The organism is uncultured Campylobacter sp. (assembly GCF_938045345.1).
Lineage (GTDB): Bacteria > Campylobacterota > Campylobacteria > Campylobacterales > Campylobacteraceae > Campylobacter_B.
In genome coordinates, this window is the sequence record NZ_CALIMS010000036.1 from 14,758 (window position 1) to 38,279 (window position 23,522).

A 23,522-nucleotide genomic window follows, 5' to 3' on the forward strand; every position below is an offset into this window, starting at 1 on the left:
ATTTCACTACTGCAAGCTTGAAGCTAGTCCTCAAATTTTAAAATTTCATCGTAGCAGAGATAAAAATCGCAGCCGTGCGCATGGAATTTCTTATCGCCGTGAAAGTGTCCGAAATACCACCGCGCAGGCCTTACGAGCTCAAAGATCCTCTCTAAATACTCAGACGTTTTATCGGGAGTACTTTTGCCGCACCAGAGGTATTCTTTTAAAAATTTCATCGCAAACCCCGGTGCCGTGTGGCTTAGCACCGCATCGATCCGCCCGCCCGCGGCGATGAAATCGCGCGCATTTCGCATCGCGTAGCTAAACTCCTCCTCGCTTGGAATCTCGCGCGCCCACCAGCTAAGCCCCGGTATCCGATGCGCCTTATCGACGCTAAGCGCGCCGCCGAAACACAAAAAATGTCGCCCCGCAATCTCGTAAATTTCGCCGCGTCGCAGCCAAAAAATATTTTCGCCGCCCACGCCTACGCTGCCGCCGAATTTCCGCTCGCGCGGCAGTTCGTCCAACATATCGAAATTTTCGTGGTTGCCGTCGATAAAAAGAAGTGTGGCGGGAAAATATCTTTCTATATTTTTGCGCGCCATAAACTCATCTATCCGCTCGCTCCAAAATAACCCGAAATCCCCGAGCACGATGACGAAATCATCGGTGCTAAGCCCGCTAGTAAAGGCTTTGTTCGTGATTTTGCCGATCTCGTTTATGCCGTGCGTATCACCGCAAAGATATATCATCTGTCTCTCCTTTTTTACTTTCTTAAATTTAACTCGCCGCGCTTTGTCGCAGCCCATGCGAATAGAATTTTAAGCGCTAAATTTACGCGGCACACGCGTCGCAAAAACCCGACTAGCGTTCCGATCCGCAACCACGCAAATTTAATCCAAATTAAAAGCGTAAATTTAGATGACGAAATTTTAAAAGCGCGGGCATCAAGCCTATTACCGAATAAATTTAAAGTCACGGCTTCCGATTTAAATTTCGTGGCGCAGATCTAAGCGGCGAAATCCGAATAGGCACAGCTTTGCTTACTGCCGCTAAATTTTAAATTTAGCGACCAACTTTGTAAATTTTACGGCGAGCCACCTAAATTTAAAGATTAATTTTAAAGCCTGCCGCGCAATTTCGTCGCCAGCGCTGCGCCGATTTTTTCGTAGCCCTCTTTTTGCAAGTGGATTTCGTCAGGGCGGATCAGCCCACGCTCGCGCCAGCCGCGCCAGCCGCCATCCTCATCCATAAGACCGGCTATGTCGTAAAACATTGCCCCTTCGTCTCGCGCTAGATGTGCTAGTACCTCCGCAGCGCGTGAGGCGTTTGGCACTTTAGGGCTTCGCGGCGGCGCTACGAGCAAGATTTTTGCACCGGGAGCTGCGGAGCGAACGGAGCGAAGCAGCCCACGGACGCTTTGGTAGAATTTTTGCTCGTCAAATTTCGGATCCATCGCGTCGTTTGTGCCATAAGCGATAACTACGAGATTGTATCTAAGTCCCGAAAAATCCCTACCAAAGGCATCTGCGCCCCATTTTTCATAGAGGTTGCTAAACGCGCCGTTGCTCGCGCAAGAGTCTGCAAAGCGCGCGTTTTTACGGTAAATTTTATATCCTCCAAGCTCTGCTCCATCACGCAGCGATCGAATTTCGATAGGAAATCTAAGTCGCAGCTTAGAATACTCCCATTTCTGCGGCACTTCTTGCGAAATATACGCGCTTAGCCCACTTGCATCGCGCACGCGAAAAATCTCGCCGCCCTGATCCGATTTATGCAAAATTTCGACGTAAAAATCGCCGCTAAGCTGCTTTAGCTCCAGTCGCACATTAGCGCCTTTTTTGCCGGTAGCGATCACTCCGCATAGCGGGAAATCTGGGTCTTGCTCGGTGCGAGACGAGATCACATTAAAGCCGCTTTGCTTAAATTCTATATTTTCGCTTTTGTGATATTTAGGCATCATTGCAGGCACGAAGCCGACGCTATTTTGCACGAAAAAGCCGTGCCTGAAAGCATCTATCAGCGCGTCGCTTCCTAAGTGCGAATCGCCAAAAAATTTCACTCCAAAGCCCGCAGAGCTTTTTACATTTGCGGAATTTATGCCGCGGACGCCTGCGTTTGCCGCGCATCCGCCCAATAATGCGGCAAATAAAATCACTATAAATTTACTCAACTTCAATCCTTGATAAAATTTCTTTCGCTACCGCTTCGCAACCCTCTTTGCTCATATGAATGCCGTCGTCTTGGCGCACGCGCACGAGCTTGGAGCCGCTTTGCAGATAGGTTTTATAGACGCCTTTTTCGCACACCAGCGGGGTTGTTTGCATAAAATACCCGCCAAGCACCATACTAGCGTCGGCATATATTTGATTTAGCAGCTGCGTTTTCTCCTCAAAATCCGGCTTTTGCATACACGGCATCGCTAGCCACAGCACTCCCGCGCCGTGCGAGTGCGCCGTATCGTAGATCTCGCGCACCCTTGAGGCGTAAAACTCTCGCCAACGCGGCGTTTTAATACCATAGGTTTTGCCGCCCGCGCGGTACTCCCAGACGTCATTGGCTCCCAGAAGCACGACTACGAGCTTAACGCCGCCGTTTTCGCGAAGCGCGGTATCGAGCGTCTTTTGCCAGTCAAAAGATTTCTTGCTCGCAAGCCCCGTCGATTGCTTGCTAAGATCGATCACCCTCAGACTTCGCTTCGGGAAAAATTTCTTAGCGTTCATCCCCACGTATTGCATCAGACTATCGCCCATAAAAAGCACCTCATCGCCTGCATTTAGGCGGATTTTGCCATCGTCGCTAAGCGAAATTTTAGCATCGATCCCCGCGGAGCTTTGCGTCGTTAAATTCTGCTCCAAAGCCTGCGGAACAGGAAGTTGAGAATCGGAATTTTCGCCGCTTTGCAAGGTTGCGCTTGCCGTAACGGAGTTTTGTGACGCAGAGGAGCTGCGCGGCACAGAGCTTGTTGTAGCCAGGCTTTGTGACACGGAATTTTGCGAAGTAGAATTTTTAGAAGCGGAATTTTGTGCGTAAGGCCCCTGCGCAGAATCGCGCGTCTTTAAATGATGCGTAGAATTATTTAAAGAGGAATTCTTTGCAGCATGAGCTTGCGGCTTGCTATCTTGCGGTTTAACGCTTTGCGAAGCATCGTGATCTCGCGCCCTCGTGCTTTGCAAAGCTTGATTTTCCGCCATGCGATCTTGCGCAGATTTTTTAAAATTTTCGCTTCCGCTATGCGGACTTGCGTCCTCATCCTTGCTAAGATCCTCGCCTTTGATACGCTGCTCTAGCTTATCTGCGACATTTGCAATCTTTTCGTAGATCTCTCCGCCTACGCGAAACGGCGAGCGGCGCAGCCATTCTTCCAGCCCAAAGTCATCGTGAAATCGCTGCTCCAAATAATAAAGCAGCGAGCCTTGCATAAAAAATGCCGAGAAAAACAGCGCAAAAAGCAGAGTCGAAACAAACCTAAGCATCTAAAATCCTGCGTAGATGAAATTTGGAATTCCGCTTGGCATCAGCGCGAAAATCAGCGTGAATATCACGCCGAGCGCGAGAGCTTTAGGCAAAAACGGCAGCTCGGCAAAAAGCGCGATCAAAGTATCTTTAAGAGCTGAGATTTTAGGATAAACAAAAATCCCCGCTAATATCACCGCCAGCACCGCTAGCTCACTAATATCTCCGAAAGCTCGTGCGCGGGTAAAAGCGCCCAAAATCGCCGCCGCATCTGGAAGGGAATTGGCGAAAAAAATCCAAGCGAAACTTACAAAAATATAGGTGCAAAATAGCGCCAAATGTGGATTTAGCGGCTTTACGCCCACTTTGGCAAGACATTTTAAAAATACAAGCGCCACTCCGTGCAAAAGCCCCCAAATCAAAAAATTTAATCCCGCGCCATGCCAGATACCAGATAGCGCAAACGCGATTAGCAAATTTACGCAGGTGCGCGTAAAACCCTTGCGCGAGCCGCCAAGTGGGATATAAATATAATCGCGTATAAACGTGGATAAGCTGATATGCCAGCGATCCCAAAACTCGCCTAGGCTCTTAGCCGCGTAGGGCATATTAAAATTCTGCGGCAGCTTAAAGCCCATCGCAAGCCCAAGCGCTCGTGCCATATCGATAAAGCCGCTAAAATTCGTATAAAGCACCACGCCGTAAAGCAGCAGTGCAGCTAGAATTTGCGCCGCGGAGGACTCAGGCTCGTCGCCGTAAACGCCTGAAATCACATCACTATAATACGCGCCCAAATAGCCGCTAATAAGTAGCAGCTTAACTAAGGCAAAAATTATAAGCACATAAATTTCATCGGCATTGCCAAAGTGCTTGAAGCGATCAAACTGTGGCAGCACTGGCTCTACGCCCTTAGCCGCGCTAGCGCGTCCGATAGGACCCATTACGACGCTAGGGAAAAACGCCAAAAAGCACGCCAAGCTCAAAAAGCCCTGCTCACAGCATTCGCGCCTATAAACCGAGACAAAATAGGTGATTGACATAAAAACATAATATGAAATTCCAAGCGGAAACGCCACGCTATCTACGGCACCTAGGTGCAGCGCGGCAAGCGCGGCATTGAAAAACTCCCTGACGTAGCCGTAATATTTAAAAAACGCAAGAAAAAATAAGCCGCCAGCAACCGCCGCAAGCATCACCGCACGCGCCTTCGCAGTGGGTAATGGGAGTTGCCTCGCTAACCCCGCTTTTTGCACCTGCTTTGCTATGCCAGCTTGTTTTGCTGCGCTCATCTGCTTGGCTGCCGCTTTACGCGAGAGCTTTTTCTTATGCGAAGACTGCTTTGCGGGCGGTATAGCTTTTGTGACTACGCGATTAGCGCGCGCGATACACACCCCTGCAAAATATACGAAAGCACTATAGGCTGCAAGCACTAGCGCAAAGCGCGGATTTATGGAGCACATAAAGCCGTAGCTTGCCAGCAGGATCAGAATTTTTTGCGCGAAAATGTGATTTTTGAGCGTCCAATAAACGATTAAAAACGCTAAAAAAACAAGGACAAACTCAGGCGAAAAAAATGTCATTCAATCTTTCCAATTTAAATTTTTAAAGCTCTTGCGGCTTTTAAACGCTTGCGGTGCGAAATTTATACGAAGCAAAAAAGCCAAAAACTTTTTTAATCGCTTGCAGCGCGAAATTTTATGCGCAGGCGCGGCATTACGCCATTAAATGCGCGAATAAATTTAACGTCCAAACCCTTAAATTTCACGGGCACCTTGCATGCGAGCCCTTGCCGCGTGAGCGAAATTCCGCCACAATGGTAAAATTTGAAACGCAAATGAGGGCTCGACGCATGAATAAAATTTTTAAATGCGCTGAGCGGTTTGCATCAAATTCTTACAAAACCTCGTAAACGCAGTCTCGCAGGTTCTACCCGCAGGATTTCAAAATAAGCGCCTTTTGAAATCATGTTATATAAATTAGACGCGCGCGATGCCGCTAAAATCCTACGAAATGAGATGAGCCACACTTCATCACAACCATGAGGGCTGAAATTCTACAAAGCAAAATTTTAAAAGCCAAAAATTTTGCAGCGATAATAGAATTCCGCCCGTTAAAATCTGCCGCGTGAAATTACTAAGTAAAATCTCACTTTAAGGCGTGATAGAAACCATCTAAAAGCTGCGCCTTATGAGCCAAAATCATAGCTTTTAATTTTTACCGCAAATTGCAGACCTGCGCCACCATAAAGCCCCTTTTAAAATTTTGTATCAACGCAAACGCACCTTACGCTAGCCTCGCTCTTTCTTGCAAAAAACACAAGTTAAAATCAATGAGCTTTGCATCGTAAATTTTAGCTCTAGACTCGAATTTTAGCGCGACAACGCAACTTCAGACTCGCCAGGCAAAATTAGTCGTAAATTTCAATGCGGCTACATAGATTTTGACTTGGCTGAAATTTAACGTAGCAGAGCCGAATCTCGCTTCGCAATCCAGCCATTCTAACGAGATAATGTAAATTTTAATTTGTAATTTAAAATTTCTAGCGCAACGATACCGGCTTTGGCTCGCGTTTTGAAATTCTAATTTAGCGGCGCGAGTAGCTCATAAAACGCCGCGTAAAATTGCAAATTTCAGCGTTTTTTATTCGGCTAGCGAAGAGATCTGTGTGCGCAAGAACTGATTTGTGAAAATTTTAAAATTTTATCGCTTGCCCCAGCCCGCCTTCAGGGCAATCGCGATAAAATTTACGCTCTGCGTCTCAAGCAAGCGAGTAGTTGCGATGAAATTCCGAGCTAGCAATCGAGATAAAATTTTACGCCACATTTTCAAGAAATGCCCGTCTCTGTGCGTCTGTAAAAGCCGTAAAGCCTGCACTAAATTTCATATTGCTGCATTACTTAGCGGCTATCAAATATGCTTGCCAAGCAGACGCGTAGAAATCTCTCACCGTCCTTTCATGCTCGTTCGAAGTAAAATTTCGCACAAATATTTTAGTGGTCCATACTCGAAATAAACGTTCCACATAATTCTATCGCAAAACGGCTGCCGGGCGGAATTTTGCCCAGCAGCAAAGTCTTTTTCTTGCGCGAAATTTACCCCTCTGCGCGGATGATCCTAACCGCTTCGACCATATTTTTTAGGCTAGGGCGGACCTCCTCCCATTTACGGGTTTTTAGGCCACAGTCCGGATTGATCCACAGCTGCTCTTTAGGAAGCACCTCAAGCAGCGCGCGGATCTGGCTTACGAGCTCCTGCACACTAGGAATTCGCGGACTATGGATGTCGTAAACGCCCGGACCGACCTCTTGCTTATAGCCGACTGATTTGAAAACTCGAAGTAGCTCGTTGCCACTGCGAGCGGTCTCGATGCTTATGACGTCGGCATCCATCGCCTCTATCGTTTTGATTATGTCGTTAAACTCCGAATAGCACATATGTGTATGGATCTGCGTGTGAGCGCTTGCGGCGCTGACGGCGAGCTTAAAGGCGCTGACGGCAAATTTTTCATACGCAGGGATATTTTCCGCGCGTAGCGGATAGCCCTCTTTAAACGCAGCTTCGTCCACCTGAACGATCTTGATATCTGCGTCTTGCAGATCCGAAATTTCATCAAAAATCGCAAGTGCGAGCTGTTTTACTATCTGCTCGCGAGGCTTATCGTCGCGCACGAAGCTCCAGTTCATCATCGTAACAGGCCCCGTTAGCATGCCCTTCATAATCTTTTTAGTACGGCTTTGAGCGTATTTGATCCACTCCACGGTCATTGGTTTTGGGCGGCTCACGTCGCCGAAAAGTAGTGGCGGTTTCACGCAGCGGCTGCCGTAGCTCTGTACCCAGCCGTTGGCGCTAAACGCGTATCCGCTCATCTGCTCACCGAAATACTCGACCATATCGTTGCGCTCAGGCTCGCCGTGAACCAGCACGTCTAGACCAATCTCATCTTGAAATTTAACGCAGTCGTCGATGTAAGCTTTGATGTCACGCTCGTAGGCTTCGCGGCCAATTAAGCCCTTTTTATAGGCGTTGCGAACCTGGCGAAGCTCGGCAGTCTGCGGGAAGGAGCCGATCGTAGTGGTAGGCAAAATTCCATATCCGAGCTCTTTTTTTTGAACTTTGATGCGATCCTCGTAGCGATCGGTGCGCTCGAATTTATTTAAATTTGCGGCACGGCTTTGCACTCGCTCATCATGAATAAGCGGCGAGCTAGCGCGAGTTTTAGCGGATTTTTGATTTTCCTCGTAAGCCTTCATGCCGTGTTCGCACATCGGAATTTCAAAGAAAAGATGGGTTAAAATCGAAATTTCGCTTAGTTTTTCGACCGCGAAACTTAGCCAGGATCTGATCTCGGTGCTTAGCTTGTCCTCATATTTTAGCGTAAAAGGCACGTGCAAAAGTGAGCAGGAGGTGCCCACATAGATGCGCTCCTTAGGAACGTAGGCTTCGATGGCTTTGAGCTGAGCGAGCTTTTTGTCGATGTCGCTCTTCCAGATATTACGCCCGTCGATCACGCCCGCAAAAAGCACGGTCTTAGCGTCTTTTAAAGCTTGAAGCTCTTTTTTGATATTCTCTTTGCTTGCGTAAACAAAATCAAGCCCGATCGCCCAAACATCAGTCTTTACTATCTCGCGTACGGCCTCGGTCGCATGCTCGAAATAGGTCATAAAGATGATTTTTACGTTGCTTGCAGCCTTGCTTAGGCGCTGATAAATCGGTGCTATCTTTGACGCCAACTCAGCCGCGCGATCCGTCACGAAGATCGGCTCGTCGATCTGAACTATAACCTTGCTATCAAGCTCGCTAAGAAGCTTTAGCAGTTCCTCGTATTTCGTGGCAAGGGCATCTAAATGCGCGAGTGGATCGCTTTTATCACTTGATTTGCTAAGCGCAAGATAGGTGATAGGTCCGATTAAATTTATCTTTAGCGCGCAGGAATCCTTAAAATCGTTATTTTTCGCAGCTTTGTACTCGCTTAAAATTTTACTAGGATTTAGGCTAAATTCCGTATACGCCGAGATCTCAGGCACGATATAGTGGTAGTTTGTGTTAAACCACTTCGTCATCTCCATCGCGACTGCGTCTTTGCTGCCGCGCGCCATCGCAAAGTACTGCTCATGTGCCGAAAGGGCCATAAAGCGCTGCGGGATCACGCCGAAAAGCACACTGGTATCGAGCATCAGATCATAGTATGAAAAGTCATTTACGCTAATTAGGCCGCTCCAAGCGTCCAGCTGATATTTGATGTGGCGATCTTTTAGCTCTGCGGCGACTCGCTCTAGCGCGTCATAATCGCACTTGCCCGCCCAATAGCTCTCCAAAGCCTTCTTTAACTCGCGCTGCTCTCCGATACGCGGAAAGCCCGTAACGTAACTCTTCATCTCTATCCTTTAAGTAAAATTTTGATATGAAAATATTGATTTTATCTAAAATTTCTTTTGCCGTCATTAAAATTTTAATCTAATCTCGAAAATGAACGAAATTTTATCCAAAAGCGCAGGGGTGGAATTTAGCCAATAAAATCTGAAATGGAATTTTTATCGACGAAATTCTATGAGTTAAAATTTGATGATGGAATTTGAAGACGTTAAATTCATCATAATTTAAACCTCATCGCAAGATTCTACTAAAACTTAGTAAAGCCTTGCGACGAAGCTAGCCTTACCTGATACACCGCAAAGCCACTGAGCATCAAGGCTCTATGAAAGCAGTGCAACGCCTCAAATATGAAAATTCTTAGAATTTATAATTATATCCTGCGTAAACGCCGTATTTTTTACCGTCGTTATCTTCGATATAATCGCCGTCTTTGTACCACGCCTTGCTTGCTTTAAAGCCCATTTCAATCTCGCTATTGGAGCCAAACTCATACGCAGTACCTATCTTGCCGCCCAAAATGAAGCCGCCCAGCGTATCGTCCGCTCTAACCCAGCCGCCATTGCTATAGTCTATTTTAACTTCAGTATCTAAAACCGAAAGCCCAGCGTAAGCGCCTAGGATAAGCTTAAATCTACCGAAAAGCTCCGGCGTAAAATCCGCACCAGCTACGAAATCGTGTGTGCTCCATTTAACCTTTCTTTTCGAATTGGCATTCGAGCTAGAATCCTCGCCCTTAAATCCGTAAAAATACCCGCCGTAGGCCCTAAACGTGCCGAAGTCATATCCGGCTTTAACGCCGATTTGCGGCTGTCCGTCATCAAAACCTGCGGCTTGGTTTTTGAAATTATATCCGCCTTCGCCGCCTATGAAAAGACCCTCCGCCATCGCGCTTACTGCAGCTAAAGAGCTAAGAAGGGCCACTTTTGCAACTAAATTTCTCATTTTTACTCCTTTTGGTGAAATTTTATCTCAATGATAGCGACACGCTTCGAAACCTAGGCTAAATTTAAAGTAAATACATAATATTTACGATTTTTAGTGACAAAATTTTGAAGTATTTTTATAACTTATTTATAACCAGTATAAATTCTAAATCTAAGCATATAGCTTGCATTATAAATTTTATCGCTTAGTAACATACGCTTTGTAAAAGCATAATGCAATAAGAATTTACGCAATATTCCTCTGAATATAAATTTATCTTAATAACTTGTAAATCCGCGCATAATTACTTAAATAAACGGGCTCAAACAGATCTTTATCATAGTTTTCCAGCACAAAAAGTTGGATAAAGGCTGACTCAAATACCTTTTTATCTAAGATTAAAATTCTTTGGTAATCCGGTAAAAATATAACGAACAGATCAGAGCTTTCATCTACCTGCTTTGATAATTTAACGAGTTTGCCGTCTACTTCGCCTACCTGATAATAGGAATTGATAGGTTCCTTTTTGCCGTTAAAAATTAGATATTCCGGATCGGCGCTAGGTAGCGTGCACTCATCATTTACTATGATACTCACTCCATCTTTACCCATTCTAATATCATAACCCACATGAATAAATGGTGTCCAAGACTCTTTACCTGTTTCTATATCTACAGTAGAAAATTTTAAAATATTGGGCAATATATCTATCATGTGCGGTACAAAATAATAATATATATCCCTAGTTTTCCGTGGAAGCTTGAAATTCTTATCACTCAAAGAACTTAAGAATTTATTGATATCGGCTTCGCCATAATCTTTTTGAATTTGATATAGATTTAGTTTAAATTTATCTTCCAGTTTAGGATCAAATTTTTTACCTTGCAACTTTTGTATATATTCGACATTAAGCCTTGCCATATTAGCAGAGCTTACCTCATCTTTATTAAAGGAAAACGCACTCATAAAAGTGTATTCTCCTGCCTGTCTACCTCCGGGATCAGCTACTACTTTTACATCGGAGTAATATCTGATTAAATATCCGTAATCCCACCACGATAGCACATAATCCTCCCTGCTAGCCTTATTTTTTAGCTCCGCAAGAGGCATTATGGAGTCTTTCGTAAGCGTAGGCGCAACTCGGAATTTATAAATAAAATCTATGCTAGGCATTAGCGCTAAACAGGTTAAAATAGCCAACAAAGTACTTCTAAGCCAGGTACGTATTTCAAAGTAATTCAGCGTGAAATATATAAAATAAGCAAATCCAAGCGCTATCATCGGTGTAGCGTACATTGTAAAGCGAGTTCCACCGAAAAGTGCTAAAACTCCAAGCGCTATCATCGGCAAGGTTAAGATGAACGAACGGAATTTTATCAACAATAGAGCCAGTCCCCCTACTGCACATATAAATATAAATAGATGCCCACTAGATTCAAGCACAAATTTCATGAAATTAGCGTTTTCTACCTCATTAACCGTATTCCTAACGCCATAGAAGTAGAAAATTTCCTCTTTGCTTACATCCTTTAAGATGTAAGCTTTAAGCTGCACTGCTATAGGCACAAGTCCGCCGAATATGACGAACGTAATTACGGCGATCGTACCCAAAATCCAAAGAGCTTTTTTGCTTTTATGGCTTGGAATTTTAATCATTAAAAAATATAAAAACGCAATTAGTGCAATCTTAAGCAATAAAATATAATTTACAATTATTGTCTCGCCTTCGTAATACGCGCCAAATTTTATAACCGCTGCGACCATAAGAATAATCGCTTTGTAATTTTCCTCATTGTGTCTATTAAAAATCAAAGTATAGATTAAAAATATCACTATAATCGCCATATTTAGTGAATACGAGCTAGGATACCACCAATCATAAATCACCGTAAAAACGGTAGGTAAAGCAAAGCCGCTCTGCTCGCTTCGCCCTATGAGCCTAATCAAAGCCCATAGCGTTAGCAGCGGCAGAGTAACATTTAACATATCGCTATCGAAATACCCACCCAAGGTTCTAATATAATACCCTGGCAGTATGCAAGCAAGCAGCGCCGCGATGATGCCGGCGCCCAGGATCTTATACTCTCTTGCTATTAAAATAATCGGTACGGCCACTAGCGGCGCCAAAAATACGCTCATATAGATCGTAATGCTGTTTAAGCTGACAGGTAAAATTTTGCTAATTAAAAATGCCAGAGTTGGGATCGACGCGCCGTACGGGCTAAGATCGCCAGTTTGATGAAAGCCCGCTATCATATCGCGCGCGCCCTCGGCATTGGCAAAAGCGTCATTTGTAGTCATGATGAGCTCGCCGTCAAAGGAAAACTGCTCGATCCCGCTCGCCCAATATATCCAAAAAAACCTACACGCCATGCCGAATATATAAACCAGCGTCATGATCAGAAAAATATCCATGCGGGAGTATTCGCCGTTTGTAATTCTAAATTTTTGCATCTTTTTCCTTGATTTACCGTTTGAAGTACCGAGCGGCAGGGTTAAAATTTGCCTCTACAAATTTTACTCGCTTTATCGCGCCCGCGCTACGTTTTTAACGGCATTGTTTAATTTCCGTTTATTATAGCAGAATTTACCTGATTTACGATGCAAGATGTAGAAATTTATACGACAAATTACTGCGGGGGGCGCGAGCAAACCGAAATTTAATCCATTTTACTCGCGCTATAAAGTATCAAAATTTACGCGATTTAATACGCGTCGCACATAAATTTACAGACGGTTTTCGTGCGCAGATTAAGTATGATCGAGCTTAGGCATCTGCCGTCCTTGTTGCCGCTTAGCAGGCGCACGGCGTCGCCCTCTTTCCACTGCTTGCTGTCGCCCTCGATCGTCCTGTAATGCGCGCCGTTAATGACAAGCGACTCGCCGCCCTTTAGCGTTTTATCGATCTTTAGATCGCTTGCGATCTGGCTTAGATCGCCTTTTAGGGCATTTGCGATTAGTTTTTCCTCGGCCTGCTCATGCGTCTTCATCGAGCTTTTAGCAAAGTCCGGCACCTGCACAGTTTCGGTCTGAGCCGAAGCAAACACGGCGAGCACGCAAGCAGCGTAAATTAGTTTCATATTTTCTCCTCGGTTTTTTCAAAATTTCGGCGATTATAGCAAAGTTTACTTAAAAATTTCGGTCTAAATTTAGCTAGAGTTTAAATTTAAGAAAGCGCCCGTCTGTTTAAAACAGAGCCGGACTCGATGGCAAATTATAAAATTTCGCCGCAATTTAAAATTTACTTATTAAATATGCAGCAAGCGCGCTTAGCCAAACAAACAGCGCTATGATCCAAAACATCACTCGCGGCGTACCCGCGGAAAATGCCGCAAGCATCGCCGAGGAGAGTATTCCTCTGCCGTATTGCAGCAAGCCTATGAGTGCGGTGGCATTCGAGCGTGAGGCGGATTTTGGGGATGCTAGTTGTGTAACGGAAAGCGGCTAAAACTTTGCTGCTGTTAACTTCAAATTTCTTTTAATCCAAATAAATTATATCAGTTGTCTTGAAACGACTTGCCCAATTTTCTATGGTTTTTGGAATTTTATTTTTGTATCTTTGTTCTGTTGTAAAGTAGTATACTTTTTCTGCATCAGAGTAGGCACCCCAAATTTCTTTATTATCATCTATTATTAAAATCGCAGCATAGTCACTATAGAATCCTGGAACAAATGCGTCAATTATAGTTGCTTTAAAGTCATCAAGATTATCAATGCATACACTGCTACTACCAAAGCATTTTAAAAAATCATCCCATTTGGATTCCGGACTATAGTTTTCTAAATCATGTTTTTCATCTTTAGTGATTAATGCATATATTTTTGATAAAACAAAATCATCTATGATGTCATCATAAAATGTAAAAATATCCTTTTGAAATTCATAAATACCGTCGAAATATGCACCTATGCCACACAAATTTTGACAGTTTATCGGATCTATTTGAATTCCGTCTTTTATTTTCACAAATTTAATTTTACTTTCGCCTTCTTCGAATATAGCTTCATTTTTTGATATAAATTTGGCATATTCATTTCCCAATATACCCAAATATGCTCCATTTTGAACCATTAAATCAAAAATAAAACCATTTTGTTTTACGTCTTTTATAAATAAAGAGCCCGTATTGCTAGGCACGATACTATCTCGCTCCCATTTACCCCACCATCTTTGATTAAAAACTAATCCGATTTTCTTAATAAAAAAATCTACTATCTCTTTTGGTGTTTTATTTTTGGCACTTATATATGCTAAATTTTCATTAAGACCAGGCAACTCTGTATTATCAAATTTAACTGGAAGTATATATTCTTGGTCTATTTCGTTTAACGCTCTTACTTGAACAGATCTATATTCATGCCTGGTCCACTTTTTATTTTTATATTGCTCGGAAATAAAAACTATTGTGTATTTAGCCTTATTTTGATAGATATCTTGAAGGTATTCAAATAAATTTTTACCCCAAATTTCATCTTGGTTAAAATCATCATAAAATACTTTTACGCCAAAGTTTTTAAGAAAACTGGCAACTTCTTCTACATACTCTCTATTTTCTCCAGCAAATGACAATGCTACATCATACTCGTATATTTTATTTTGTTTCATATTTATCCTTTATGGTTTATATAATGTAAAAAATTAAATTACAAGTATATTATAAGAGTATCACTCCGCTTCATACCTCTCGCCGGGTTTCATTTCTATCATCTCCCACGGTAAACCCTGCTTATTTAGCTCATCCATGAAAGGCTTGGCGTCGAAATTTTCCATATTAAAGACACCCTTTCCGCTCCAGATACCCTTTGCCACCATCATCGAGCCGATCATCGCAGGCACGCCTGTGGTGTAGCTAACGGCCTGTGCGCCCGTCTCGGCGTAGCAAGCCTCATGGTCGCAGACGTTATAGATGTAGACTTGGCGCTCTTTGCCGTCTTTGAGCCCGCGAATCACGCAGCCGATGTTGGTTTTACCCTTCGTTCTAGGGCCTAGCGACGCAGGATCAGGCAGTAGCGTCTTTAGAAACTGTATCGGCACGATTTTGGCGCCGTTATGCTCGACCTCGTCGATACGCAGCATGCCGACGTTTTCTAGGCATTTCATATGCGTGAGGTAGCTCTGTCCGAATGTCATGAAAAAGCGGATTCGCTTCAGCCCTTTGATGTTTTTTACTAAGCTTTCTAGCTCCTCGTGGTAGAGCAGGTAGCTGTCTTTGACGCCTACTTTCGGGTAGTCCCATTTGAACATGATCTGCATCGGCTCGGTTTCTTTCCACTCGCCGCGCTCCCAGTAGCGGCCTTTTGCGCTTACTTCGCGCAGGTTGATTTCAGGGTTGAAATTCGTCGCGAACGGATAGCCGTGATCGCCCGCGTTGCAGTCTAGGATATCGATCTCGCCGATCTCGTCAAAGAGATTTTGCTGCGCGTAGGCGCAAAATACGTTCGTCACGCCAGGATCAAAGCCGCTTCCTAGCAGCGCCATCGTGTTTGCGGCTTTAAACTCGCCGTCCTTCGCCCACTGCAGCTTGTATTCAAATTTGGCGGTGTCCGGGTGCTCGTAGTTTGCGGTGTCGATGTATGGAATGCCGGCGCGAGAGCACGCGTCCATTAGCGTTAGGTCCTGGTACGGCAGCGCCACATTTAAAAGCAAATCGGTGCCCGTTTTTTTGATTAAATTTACGACCGCGTCGGTGTGGTCCGCGTCGATCTGGGCGGTGCCAATTTGCACGCCTAGGCGGTCTTTGATAAATTTAGCGATCGCGTCGCACTTACTTTTGGTGCGGCTTGCAAGTGTGATTTTTGTAAAAACGTCCGCGTTCATCGCGCATTTTATGGTCGCGACTTGGCTCACGCCGCCCGCGCCTATGATTAAGATATTTGACATTTGGGCTCCTTTAAATTTTAAATTTTGCTGCAATTTTAGCAAATTTAAGATGAATTTTAAGAGGCTAGGTGTAATTAATCATAAAGTTTGGCTATGGCTAGCACGGCGCACAAACCAGTCATAACAAGAGCGTCGAAAGCGGCACGGCGTTAAAATTTTACGCGGATAGCAGCATACCGATTGACGGCAGCACGAGATTAAATTTACCGCCCTGCATCGCGCGATAAAATTTTTAAGCTTTAAAGCGCTCGTTTAAATTTAACGTTCCGCGGCAAGGCGTGGATAATTTAAAATTTAAAGCTCGCCCGCTTCGCCGCTAAATTTATCGCGCTTCTTGCCCAGGCGCGCAGCAAACCGCATACCGCAGCTAAATTTAGCGCTTTAGCGAACAGCGGTTTAAAAAGTAGCAAGCCGGACAAAATCCCGTGACGCCCACGATAAAGGGCACCAGTCCGATCAGTCCCCACCAGCTGCCAAACACGACTCCGGCGATCATTATCGCTAGCCCGATCAGCGCTCTTATTATCCTAGTTTTTCTGCTTAGCATTGCGTTTTCACTTCTTTGTTTTTACATTTTGCACGTATTAATGCTTAAAAATTTTTAAAGTAAGCAATGGCAACAAACCGCCATCTAGCGTATCATCTTTGAGCTCGCCTTCCTACATACGCGCCTTGGTTAAATTCGGCTTCGTTTAATTATCTTTTCTTTTGCGTAAAAGTGCGATACAACAAAATTTATGTGCCTAAGAAATAAAATTTTATGCGAGCGATTTAAAATTTTGGCAAGCGTAAAATAAGGTGAACTCGAATGCCGGCGGGCAGTAGGATAAAATTTGCGTATCGAGGGATAAAAATTTGTACGCAGCTTTAAATTTGGAATTACGATAAATTTTAACCGAGCGGAATTCTATCGTCACAGAAAGCTTGTCTAAATTTAGCTCGCCGCGTGTTTTAGGGGGTTTAAATTCAGACGCTGCAGCAAAAAAGCGTAGTGCGATATTTACGATCGAGGCGGCACCGATCTTGCGCCGCACCGCTAAAATCAAATTTCGTAGCGATAAATTTTGCCGAAATTTTCATCCAGAGTGTAGCTAAACTCGCCGCCTGCGTAATAGATTGTCTCGCCGCTCTCCAGCTCAAAGCGCTGATATACGCGCAGCACGACCTCGTTTTCGCTGATGCCTTGGACATGGATAAAGATATCACTCTTTCTGCCCGCGGTCATCGCCATTTGGTAGAGCTGATTAAATAGTGCATATTCCGGATCTTTCTCGGCATCCTCTTGGGATAAAAAGCCCTCCAGCACGCCCAGCATCTCCGCGCGAAATTCCGTCCTGGCGCGCGCATAGGCGTTTTGGATATTTTCGATCTGGTTGGTATCGAGTAAATTTAAAAGCGAATGTTTGCCCACGTAAAGCGTCGCGCTCGATGTGATTTTGCCGTCCTTATCGGTCACTAGTCGCAGAGCTTTCTCTACGCGCCACAAGGCCTCTTTTAGTTCGAGCCCGCTTTCAATTTCAATCTTCATCATAGATCCTTTATCAAGAATGCGGAATTTTAGCGTGAAATTTTAAATTTTAAAGACAAACTTCGTGATCAGATACGCCATATACAGCATCAAAACTCCCACGAGCGCGTCGATTATGCGCCACGCTCTGCTGCTTGCAAAAAGCTTCGAAAGCGCCCCTGAACCGTAGCCCAAGCCGAAAAACCACGCAAACGATACGAACATAACTCCCGCGTAAAACCACGGCTTTTGGGCATCTACGATCGTAGCGCCGAGCGAGCCCACGACCACGACGGTGTCTAAATACACGTGCGGATTTAGAAGCGTCACCGCAAGAGCTTTGGCTACGACGGGCGCCAGCGGGCTATTTGCAGAGTTTTGAATCTTGGCAAAATGCGAGCCTCTGTAGGCGCTAAAAAACGAGCTTAGAGCGTAGCAGAGCAGAAATATAACCCCGCCTATGCCTAAAATTTGGGTAAGAAGAGAGTCTTGCTTAAGAGCGCCGCCGATTAAAAATATCCCTACGGCCGTAAATACGGCATCGCTTAGCGCGCAAACCATGCAAACAGCCGCGACGTGGTTTTTCGCAAGGCCTTGGGAGATGACGAAGATATTTTGCGCGCCGATAGCAACGATGAGCGAGAGCATCAGCGCGGCTCCTTGCAAGAAAATTCCGATCGATAAGGAGTTCAAAGCCGCGCCTCTACTTGTTTTTACTTTCGCAGGCGGAGTTTCGCATCGCGGTATCGACGGCATCATAGCTAGCCGCTGCCGCACTTTCAGGCGCAGCGTCAGATCCATTATCGCCCGCGAGAATTTTAGGCGCGGAATCCTCGGCGCCTGTGAAATTTTCGCCCGCGCTGGCGCTATTTAAGGAAGCGGCACCATTCGGCGCGGCGGAGCTTTGTTCGTTTAAATTTGAAGCGCCCTTCAAATTCTGCGCGCCGTTTGAATTAGCGGCGCTATTAGAATTTTGCACGGTGAAATCCTGTGCCACGCGGAAATTCTGCGCGCCTAAATTTTCATCTAAATTTTGTGCGTCGCAGGAATTTTGCGAAGCGGAATTTTCATCGCGAAGGTTTTTAGTTTTAAAATTTCTACCGCTACCCGCGCTTTTTTTAAAGCCCTTAGCGCCCTTGCGAGCTTTTGAGGCGGCTTGCTCTTCCTCAGAGCTTTGCGAAAGACCCGCTTTTTCGCGCAAAATTTTACTCAGCTCGTAGATCGAAATTTCAAACGAGCCAGGCAGCGTGGCCTCCGTGTCACTGTAAAATCGTAAAAAATTAAAGCGGTCCTGTGCCTGCGGCGCTTTTTTGAATACAAAATTTAAAAGCTCCGTTTTGTTTCTGCCTGCGACGAAGGTTTTGGTGCCTAAATTTGCGATATCTTTGTATTTGAAGCTCTCGGAATTTGCGCCGCGCACGATTGTAAGGGCGTCCTCGCCGATCTGCAAATAATTTTTAGCGCCGAGTCTGAGCGCGCAAAAAAACGCGCAAAATGCCGCCACTACGGAAGCAAAAAGCGCCGCGCCGCCAAAGCCCGCGTGGTAGCAATACCCGCTAGCGAGCGCCAAAATCGCCGATCCCGCCAGCGTCATCGCTACGGGCTTTTTATTCTCTTTTACTATCATCTTCCCTGCTTAATCAGTTGTCTTATATATTCGTAAATTTTAAAATTTAGCGCATCCATTACCGAGTCTTTAGAGCCCGGATTTTTGATGCTTTGGTAGTTGAGGTTCGTTACGTAGTCCTTCCACGCACCCTTGCTTTTAACGCTTATGTAGAGGCTAATCTGCGAGTCGTAGAAATAATCTCTGTAATAATCGTCGTCGTCCCACGGATCATAACCGAACGGCATCCCCCAGCCCACGCCTACGCCCGTATATCTGTAATATCTGCCAAATCCCATACCAAAGCTAAATCTTGGATTATCCCACGATCTGCGCGAAAAATCCGCCTTGCGGAAGTAGTTTAGATTGCCGCCGATTTGGACGTTCGCCGCGCCTTTATTTACGACCTTAAATCCGTCCGCACGCAGATGCTGGATCACTGCTTGGGTTAAATTTGAATCCGTCGTAGAGGTATTGGTGAAATTTACGCTTATGAGTTTATCCTGCGGAAATTCCATAATGTGAAGCGGCTCGGAAGTGCGCACAATGCCGCTATTTACGGGCACATTTTTAGAGCAACCCGTAAAAATCAAAAACGCCGAAATGACCAAAAAAAGTGAAATTTTATTTTTCAAGACAGATCCTTTCGCTTAAGATTTCAAATCCTAAATTTGAGTGATTGTAGCATAAATTTAAAATTTTAATGTCAGCAAGAGAGGATTTTTTGAAATAACTTAGCGGCAAATAGGCAAGAGCGAAATTTTTAAATAAAATTTTGCGCCGAGCGACCGCTAAATTTAAAGCTGTCGCTCGGTTGAAATTTCTGTGAAAGGAAGCGAAATCTTAAACCGGAGCGTTTAAAATTCCACAATCTTATAGGCTCACGCCGCGCGTAAGTACGCGCTTGCGATAAACCTCCGAAACTCTGCTCGCGTCGCCCACGATTAGAGCGTTCGTGCAGCAGATCGCCGCACAAATCGGAACCTTGCCCTCTGCGATGCGGTTTTGACCGTATTTATGCAGTTCCTCGTGCGAAAACGTAGGCTCCGGTCCACCCGCGCACATAGTGCACTTATCCATCGCGCCTTTGATACCGAAAGCTCCGTCTCTAGGGAATTGCGGAGCGCCAAACGGACACGCGTAAAGGCAGTATCCGCAGCCGATACATTTATCTTTATCGTGTAAAACGACGCCGTCGGTTCTGATATAGAAGCATTGAACCGGGCAAACCTGCGCACAAGGCGCGTCGGTGCAGTGTTGGCAAGCGATAGAGCTTGAAACCTCCTGCCCCTCTATGCCCTCGTTTAAAGTAATAACCTTGCGCCTATTGATCTGCACGGGAACCTCGTGCGCCGAGCTGCAGGCTACCTGGCAACCATAGCAAGCGATGCAACGCTCGACATCGACGTAAAATTTTAATCTTGCCGGCATTTTATCTCCTTATGCTCTTTCTAGTCTGCAAAGACCGGCGTTAAATTCCGAAATTTGCGTATTTATGTCAAAGCCGTAGTTGGTAATCGTATTTGAGCTCTCGCCTCTGATATATGGCTTAGTGCCCTCAGGATAGCGCTCGCTTAGATCCTCGCCCTGGAAAATTCCCGCGAAGTTATACGGCATAACAATACGATCGGGCGTAACGGCGTGCGAATAGATGCACTTGACTTTGATCTTCGTGCCTTGCGGTGAATGAATCCACATCATCTCGCCATCTTTGATACCTTTATCAGCGGCAAGCTTAGGATTTACGTGCGCAAACATCTCCGGAGTAATCGCCGAAAGATACTTGCTCGTGCGCTCTATCATGCCCGCACCGCTTAAATTTACAAGCCTTAGCGAGCTTACGATAGTAGGGAAGTCCTTGCTCCAATCCTGCTTTTTCTGCTCGGAGATAAATCTAGTAAATACGCGGAAATTTCGTTTTTGATCCGCAAAGGTCGGATATTTCTCCACTAAATCCCATCTAGGCGAGTGGATCGGTTCGCGATGCTTTGGAATTTGATCCGCAAACTGCCAAACCTTCGCTCTGGCTCTTGCGTTTCCGCAAGGACAAATTCCGAACTCTCGGCATTTTTTAGCGATAATGCCACTATAATCTGTGCTCCACGTAGGCCCCATCTTGGCTTTCTCTTCCTCACTTAGCGTAATGCCTAAAACCTGCTCGATATTTGCCTTAGTAATCTCTGCGTGTCCGCCTTGAATTTTTGATCCCGGAAGGGTAATGCTCTCGTCGGCTAGCTGCGAAACGCCGTCGTGCTCTAAGCCAAAGCGGTTTCTAAATCCCATACCGCCGTCGGCATAAGGCTTAGTTACGTCGTAAAGAATCGGCGTGCCCGGGTGTTGCGTATCCCAGCAAGGCCATGGAAGCCCGTAATATTCGCCCTCGACCTCGCCACCTATGCCGCGCAAAGTATCGGGATCAAATAGATGCCAATTTTTCTGCTGTCTGCGAAATCTAGCTGCGGTGCGTCCGTTATTTCCAATACTTTGAGTATTGCGTGCGATCTCATCGGTAGCGTCGTCAGGCCAAACAAAATCGTCTTTAACCTGCTTAAGCTCACCGTCAACGATGCCCATCTTCATGCCGCGAACATATTCGTCGTAAAAGCCGAATTTTTTCGCGAATAAAAACATTACTTCTTGATCCTCTTTGCTCTCAAATAGCGGCTTAACAATCTGAGTTCTCCACTGACCGCTGCGGTTTGTAGCACTTAGATGACCTTCGCTCTCGAACTGCGTAGCTACCGGCAAAACATAAATTCCATCCGGTCTATCGTTTAGAATCGCTACTTCGTTTAAGAACGGCTCGGCGACTACCAGCATATCGATCTTGCCTAGCGCTTCTTTAGTCTCGCGAACGTGAGCCATAGAAGTAATTCCTGTGCCTTGCACCCAAAGAACGCGGACATTGCCACTACTTAAAACGGGCTCGTTTTTCAAAACGCCCTGCCACCATTTAGATAGCGAAAAGCCCTTTTCGTTGCGCCAGTTTATCACGTCCTGCTCGATGCTCGGATCGTAGTGGAAATACTCGGTAAAATTCGTACCAGGCACTTTTTCACCCTGCTTTTCGTGCGGCTGCTTAGTAGAGACGGCAAATCTTTTAATAAACTGCTCGTAATCTACGCCCCAGCCTTTGCAGAAGTGCTTCCAAGCGTTATCGGCTAGTCCGTAATACGCAGGTAAGCTATCGGAGAGATTGCACATATCAGTAGCGCCTTGAACATTATCATGGCCTCTAAGGATATTGCAGCCGCCGCCCGGCTTGCCCATATTGCCTAGTATGAGCTGCAAAAGAGCCAAAATTCTAGTATTTGAGCTACCGATCGAGTGCTGTGTAATGCCTAGAGCCCAGCACAAAGTAGCGGGCTTTGTGGTAGCAAACATCCTAGTAAATTCTATCAGTTCCTCTTCTTTGCAACCAGTAACATTGGCTACCTCTTTAGGATCCCACTTCTCAGCTTCCGCCTTGATCTCCTCTACAGCGTAGGTTCTGGTTTTTATTAGCTCTTTATCTTCCCAGCCGTTTTTGAAGATTAGATGCAGCATTCCGTACACAAACGCTATATCAGTTCCCGGACGAATTCTAATATACATATCGGCTTTAGCCGCAGTTCTAGTAAAATTTGGATCGACGACGACGATTTTCGAGCCGTTTCTATCGCGAGCTTGAAGAGCATGCTTCATAGCCCCCACGGGATTTGCAACCGCAGAATTCGCACCTATGAAAAGGATCATTTTAGAATTTTTCGCCATATCGCCTACGTGATTTGTCATAGCTCCATAACCCCAAGTATTCGCCACACCGGCGACTGTTGCGCTATGTCAAATTCTGGCTACGTGGTCGTTGCTGTTCGTACCCCAAAAGGCTGCAAATTTTCTAAAATAATATGCTTGCTCGTTGCAAAATTTAGCCGAACCCAGAAATACCACACTATCTGGACCGTCCTCTTTGCGGACTTGAAGCATTTTATCGCCGATTTCGTTAACGGCTTGCTCCCAACTTATGCGCTCCCACTTGCCGCCAACCTTTTTGAGCGGATATTTAAGACGCATTTTAGATTTGGTTAGATCGATTTGATCGATTCCCTTACAGCAGTGGCTGCCTTGCGAGATCGGGTGATCTACTGCCATATCTTGGCGAATCCAGGTATTGGTGCTCTCATCCACTTGAGCCTCGATACCGCAGCCTACGGAACAGATCGAACATATCGTTCGCTTCATAACGGAACCTGGAAATGGGTTTTTGATCTCTTGCTCAGTAGCGGCTCTTAGCGTATTATTTTCGCCAAATGCAGCTACGCTGCTCGCTCCTAAAGCGGCGAGTTTCAAAAACGATCTCCTTCCGATTGCATTCTCACTCATGAAAATTCTCCTAGTAAGCTACTTTATAGTATTTTTTCCACGCTTCACTCTCCCAGTAAAGCACCTCTTTTTTCGGTGATTTGCCACGAACGGTATCGCCATAGTCCTGCTCATTTTTTGCTAGAGCCTGAGATGCAGCAATGCCCACAGCGCCTACTGCGCCGATTTTTAGAGATTTTTTAAGAAAATCCCTGCGTTTGTTCTCCATGGTTTTCCTTTGTGAAGAAATCGCTTTAAATCTTTTATTGTAGTAACGCCTGTTACAGGATTTAAGTCTAATGAATTATAACGAAAAGGCAGTGAGATGGAAATTAAATTTTAAGTTACTTTTTAAATTTTATTTAAAATTCAAAATATAAAGTTCTAACTAAAAAACTACTCGCAAAACTCGAGTTTGCGAGTTTAAAATTTAACCGAAATTCTGCTTTCGC

19 protein-coding genes are annotated in these 23,522 nt (G+C 45.1%); 1 reads left to right on the top strand and 18 read right to left on the bottom strand.

Annotated features, from left to right (window positions below):
• Window positions 1-23: 23 nt before the first annotated feature.
• The 8 genes from Q0144_RS06945 to Q0144_RS06980 all read right to left on the bottom strand — a co-directional run bounded on the left by Q0144_RS06945 (window position 24) and on the right by Q0144_RS06980 (window position 12,815).
• The gene (locus tag Q0144_RS06945; protein ID WP_298062820.1) at window positions 24-734 is read right to left on the bottom strand and encodes a metallophosphoesterase; all 711 of its coding nucleotides are present in this window, start codon (window positions 732-734) and stop codon (window positions 24-26) included.
• A gap of 368 nt (window positions 735-1,102) precedes the next feature.
• Window positions 1,103-2,155, bottom strand: a complete 1,053-nt coding sequence (locus Q0144_RS06950) for a GDSL-type esterase/lipase family protein (protein ID WP_298062822.1) — start codon at window positions 2,153-2,155, stop codon at window positions 1,103-1,105.
• Complete coding sequence (locus Q0144_RS06955) at window positions 2,148-3,458, bottom strand: DUF459 domain-containing protein (RefSeq protein WP_298062824.1); 1,311 nt, start codon at window positions 3,456-3,458, stop codon at window positions 2,148-2,150. The genes Q0144_RS06950 and Q0144_RS06955 overlap by 8 nt, the downstream gene beginning before the upstream one ends.
• Window positions 3,459-5,018, bottom strand: a complete 1,560-nt coding sequence (locus tag Q0144_RS06960) for an MBOAT family O-acyltransferase (RefSeq protein ID WP_298062825.1) — start codon at window positions 5,016-5,018, stop codon at window positions 3,459-3,461.
• Window positions 5,019-6,530: 1,512 nt separating this feature from the next.
• Window positions 6,531-8,813, bottom strand: coding sequence for a 5-methyltetrahydropteroyltriglutamate--homocysteine S-methyltransferase (metE, locus tag Q0144_RS06965; protein ID WP_298062827.1), 2,283 nt, complete (start codon window positions 8,811-8,813; stop codon window positions 6,531-6,533).
• Window positions 8,814-9,168: 355 nt separating this feature from the next.
• Entirely contained in the window at window positions 9,169-9,753 is a 585-nt protein-coding gene (locus tag Q0144_RS06970; RefSeq protein WP_298062829.1) for a hypothetical protein, read from the bottom strand.
• A 255-nt stretch (window positions 9,754-10,008) separates the two neighbouring features.
• A complete protein-coding gene (locus Q0144_RS06975; RefSeq protein WP_298062831.1) occupies window positions 10,009-12,189 on the bottom strand; it encodes an STT3 domain-containing protein in 2,181 nt (726 codons plus the stop codon).
• A gap of 251 nt (window positions 12,190-12,440) precedes the next feature.
• On the bottom strand, window positions 12,441-12,815 hold the full coding sequence (locus tag Q0144_RS06980) for a hypothetical protein (RefSeq protein ID WP_298062833.1): 375 nt from the start codon (window positions 12,813-12,815) through the stop codon (window positions 12,441-12,443).
• Window positions 12,816-13,024: 209 nt separating this feature from the next.
• On the opposite strand from Q0144_RS06980, the gene Q0144_RS06985 reads away from it, so the two are divergent.
• Complete coding sequence (locus Q0144_RS06985) at window positions 13,025-13,183, top strand: hypothetical protein (protein WP_298062835.1); 159 nt, start codon at window positions 13,025-13,027, stop codon at window positions 13,181-13,183.
• 30 nt (window positions 13,184-13,213) lie between these two features.
• Here Q0144_RS06985 and Q0144_RS06990 read toward each other — a convergent pair whose 3' ends face one another.
• The 10 genes from Q0144_RS06990 to Q0144_RS07035 all read right to left on the bottom strand — a co-directional run bounded on the left by Q0144_RS06990 (window position 13,214) and on the right by Q0144_RS07035 (window position 23,299).
• Complete coding sequence (locus Q0144_RS06990) at window positions 13,214-14,341, bottom strand: TIR domain-containing protein (protein ID WP_298062837.1); 1,128 nt, start codon at window positions 14,339-14,341, stop codon at window positions 13,214-13,216.
• A gap of 60 nt (window positions 14,342-14,401) precedes the next feature.
• A complete protein-coding gene (locus tag Q0144_RS06995) occupies window positions 14,402-15,616 on the bottom strand; it encodes a saccharopine dehydrogenase family protein (RefSeq protein WP_298062839.1) in 1,215 nt (404 codons plus the stop codon).
• A gap of 373 nt (window positions 15,617-15,989) precedes the next feature.
• Window positions 15,990-16,163, bottom strand: coding sequence for a DUF2892 domain-containing protein (locus tag Q0144_RS07000; protein WP_298062841.1), 174 nt, complete (start codon window positions 16,161-16,163; stop codon window positions 15,990-15,992).
• Between the two features lie 495 nt (window positions 16,164-16,658).
• Window positions 16,659-17,144: a hypothetical protein gene (locus tag Q0144_RS07005; RefSeq protein ID WP_005871117.1), complete on the bottom strand. Its 486-nt coding sequence runs from the start codon at window positions 17,142-17,144 to the stop codon at window positions 16,659-16,661.
• A gap of 42 nt (window positions 17,145-17,186) precedes the next feature.
• Window positions 17,187-17,816 carry a LysE/ArgO family amino acid transporter gene (locus tag Q0144_RS07010; RefSeq protein WP_298062843.1) on the bottom strand — a complete coding sequence of 210 codons (630 nt, stop codon included), beginning with the start codon at window positions 17,814-17,816 and terminating at the stop codon, window positions 17,187-17,189.
• A gap of 10 nt (window positions 17,817-17,826) precedes the next feature.
• A complete protein-coding gene (locus tag Q0144_RS07015; protein ID WP_298062845.1) occupies window positions 17,827-18,750 on the bottom strand; it encodes a hypothetical protein in 924 nt (307 codons plus the stop codon).
• Entirely contained in the window at window positions 18,747-19,364 is a 618-nt protein-coding gene (locus Q0144_RS07020; RefSeq protein ID WP_298062847.1) for a hypothetical protein, read from the bottom strand. The genes Q0144_RS07015 and Q0144_RS07020 overlap by 4 nt, the downstream gene beginning before the upstream one ends.
• A gap of 238 nt (window positions 19,365-19,602) precedes the next feature.
• Window positions 19,603-20,160 carry a formate dehydrogenase FDH3 subunit beta gene (gene fdh3B, locus Q0144_RS07025; protein ID WP_297924332.1) on the bottom strand — a complete coding sequence of 186 codons (558 nt, stop codon included), beginning with the start codon at window positions 20,158-20,160 and terminating at the stop codon, window positions 19,603-19,605.
• Window positions 20,161-20,169: 9 nt separating this feature from the next.
• Window positions 20,170-23,091: a formate dehydrogenase subunit alpha gene (locus Q0144_RS07030; RefSeq protein WP_298062849.1), complete on the bottom strand. Its 2,922-nt coding sequence runs from the start codon at window positions 23,089-23,091 to the stop codon at window positions 20,170-20,172.
• A 10-nt stretch (window positions 23,092-23,101) separates the two neighbouring features.
• The gene (locus Q0144_RS07035) at window positions 23,102-23,299 is read right to left on the bottom strand and encodes a twin-arginine translocation signal domain-containing protein (RefSeq protein WP_298028524.1); all 198 of its coding nucleotides are present in this window, start codon (window positions 23,297-23,299) and stop codon (window positions 23,102-23,104) included.
• Window positions 23,300-23,522: the final 223 nt, after the last annotated feature.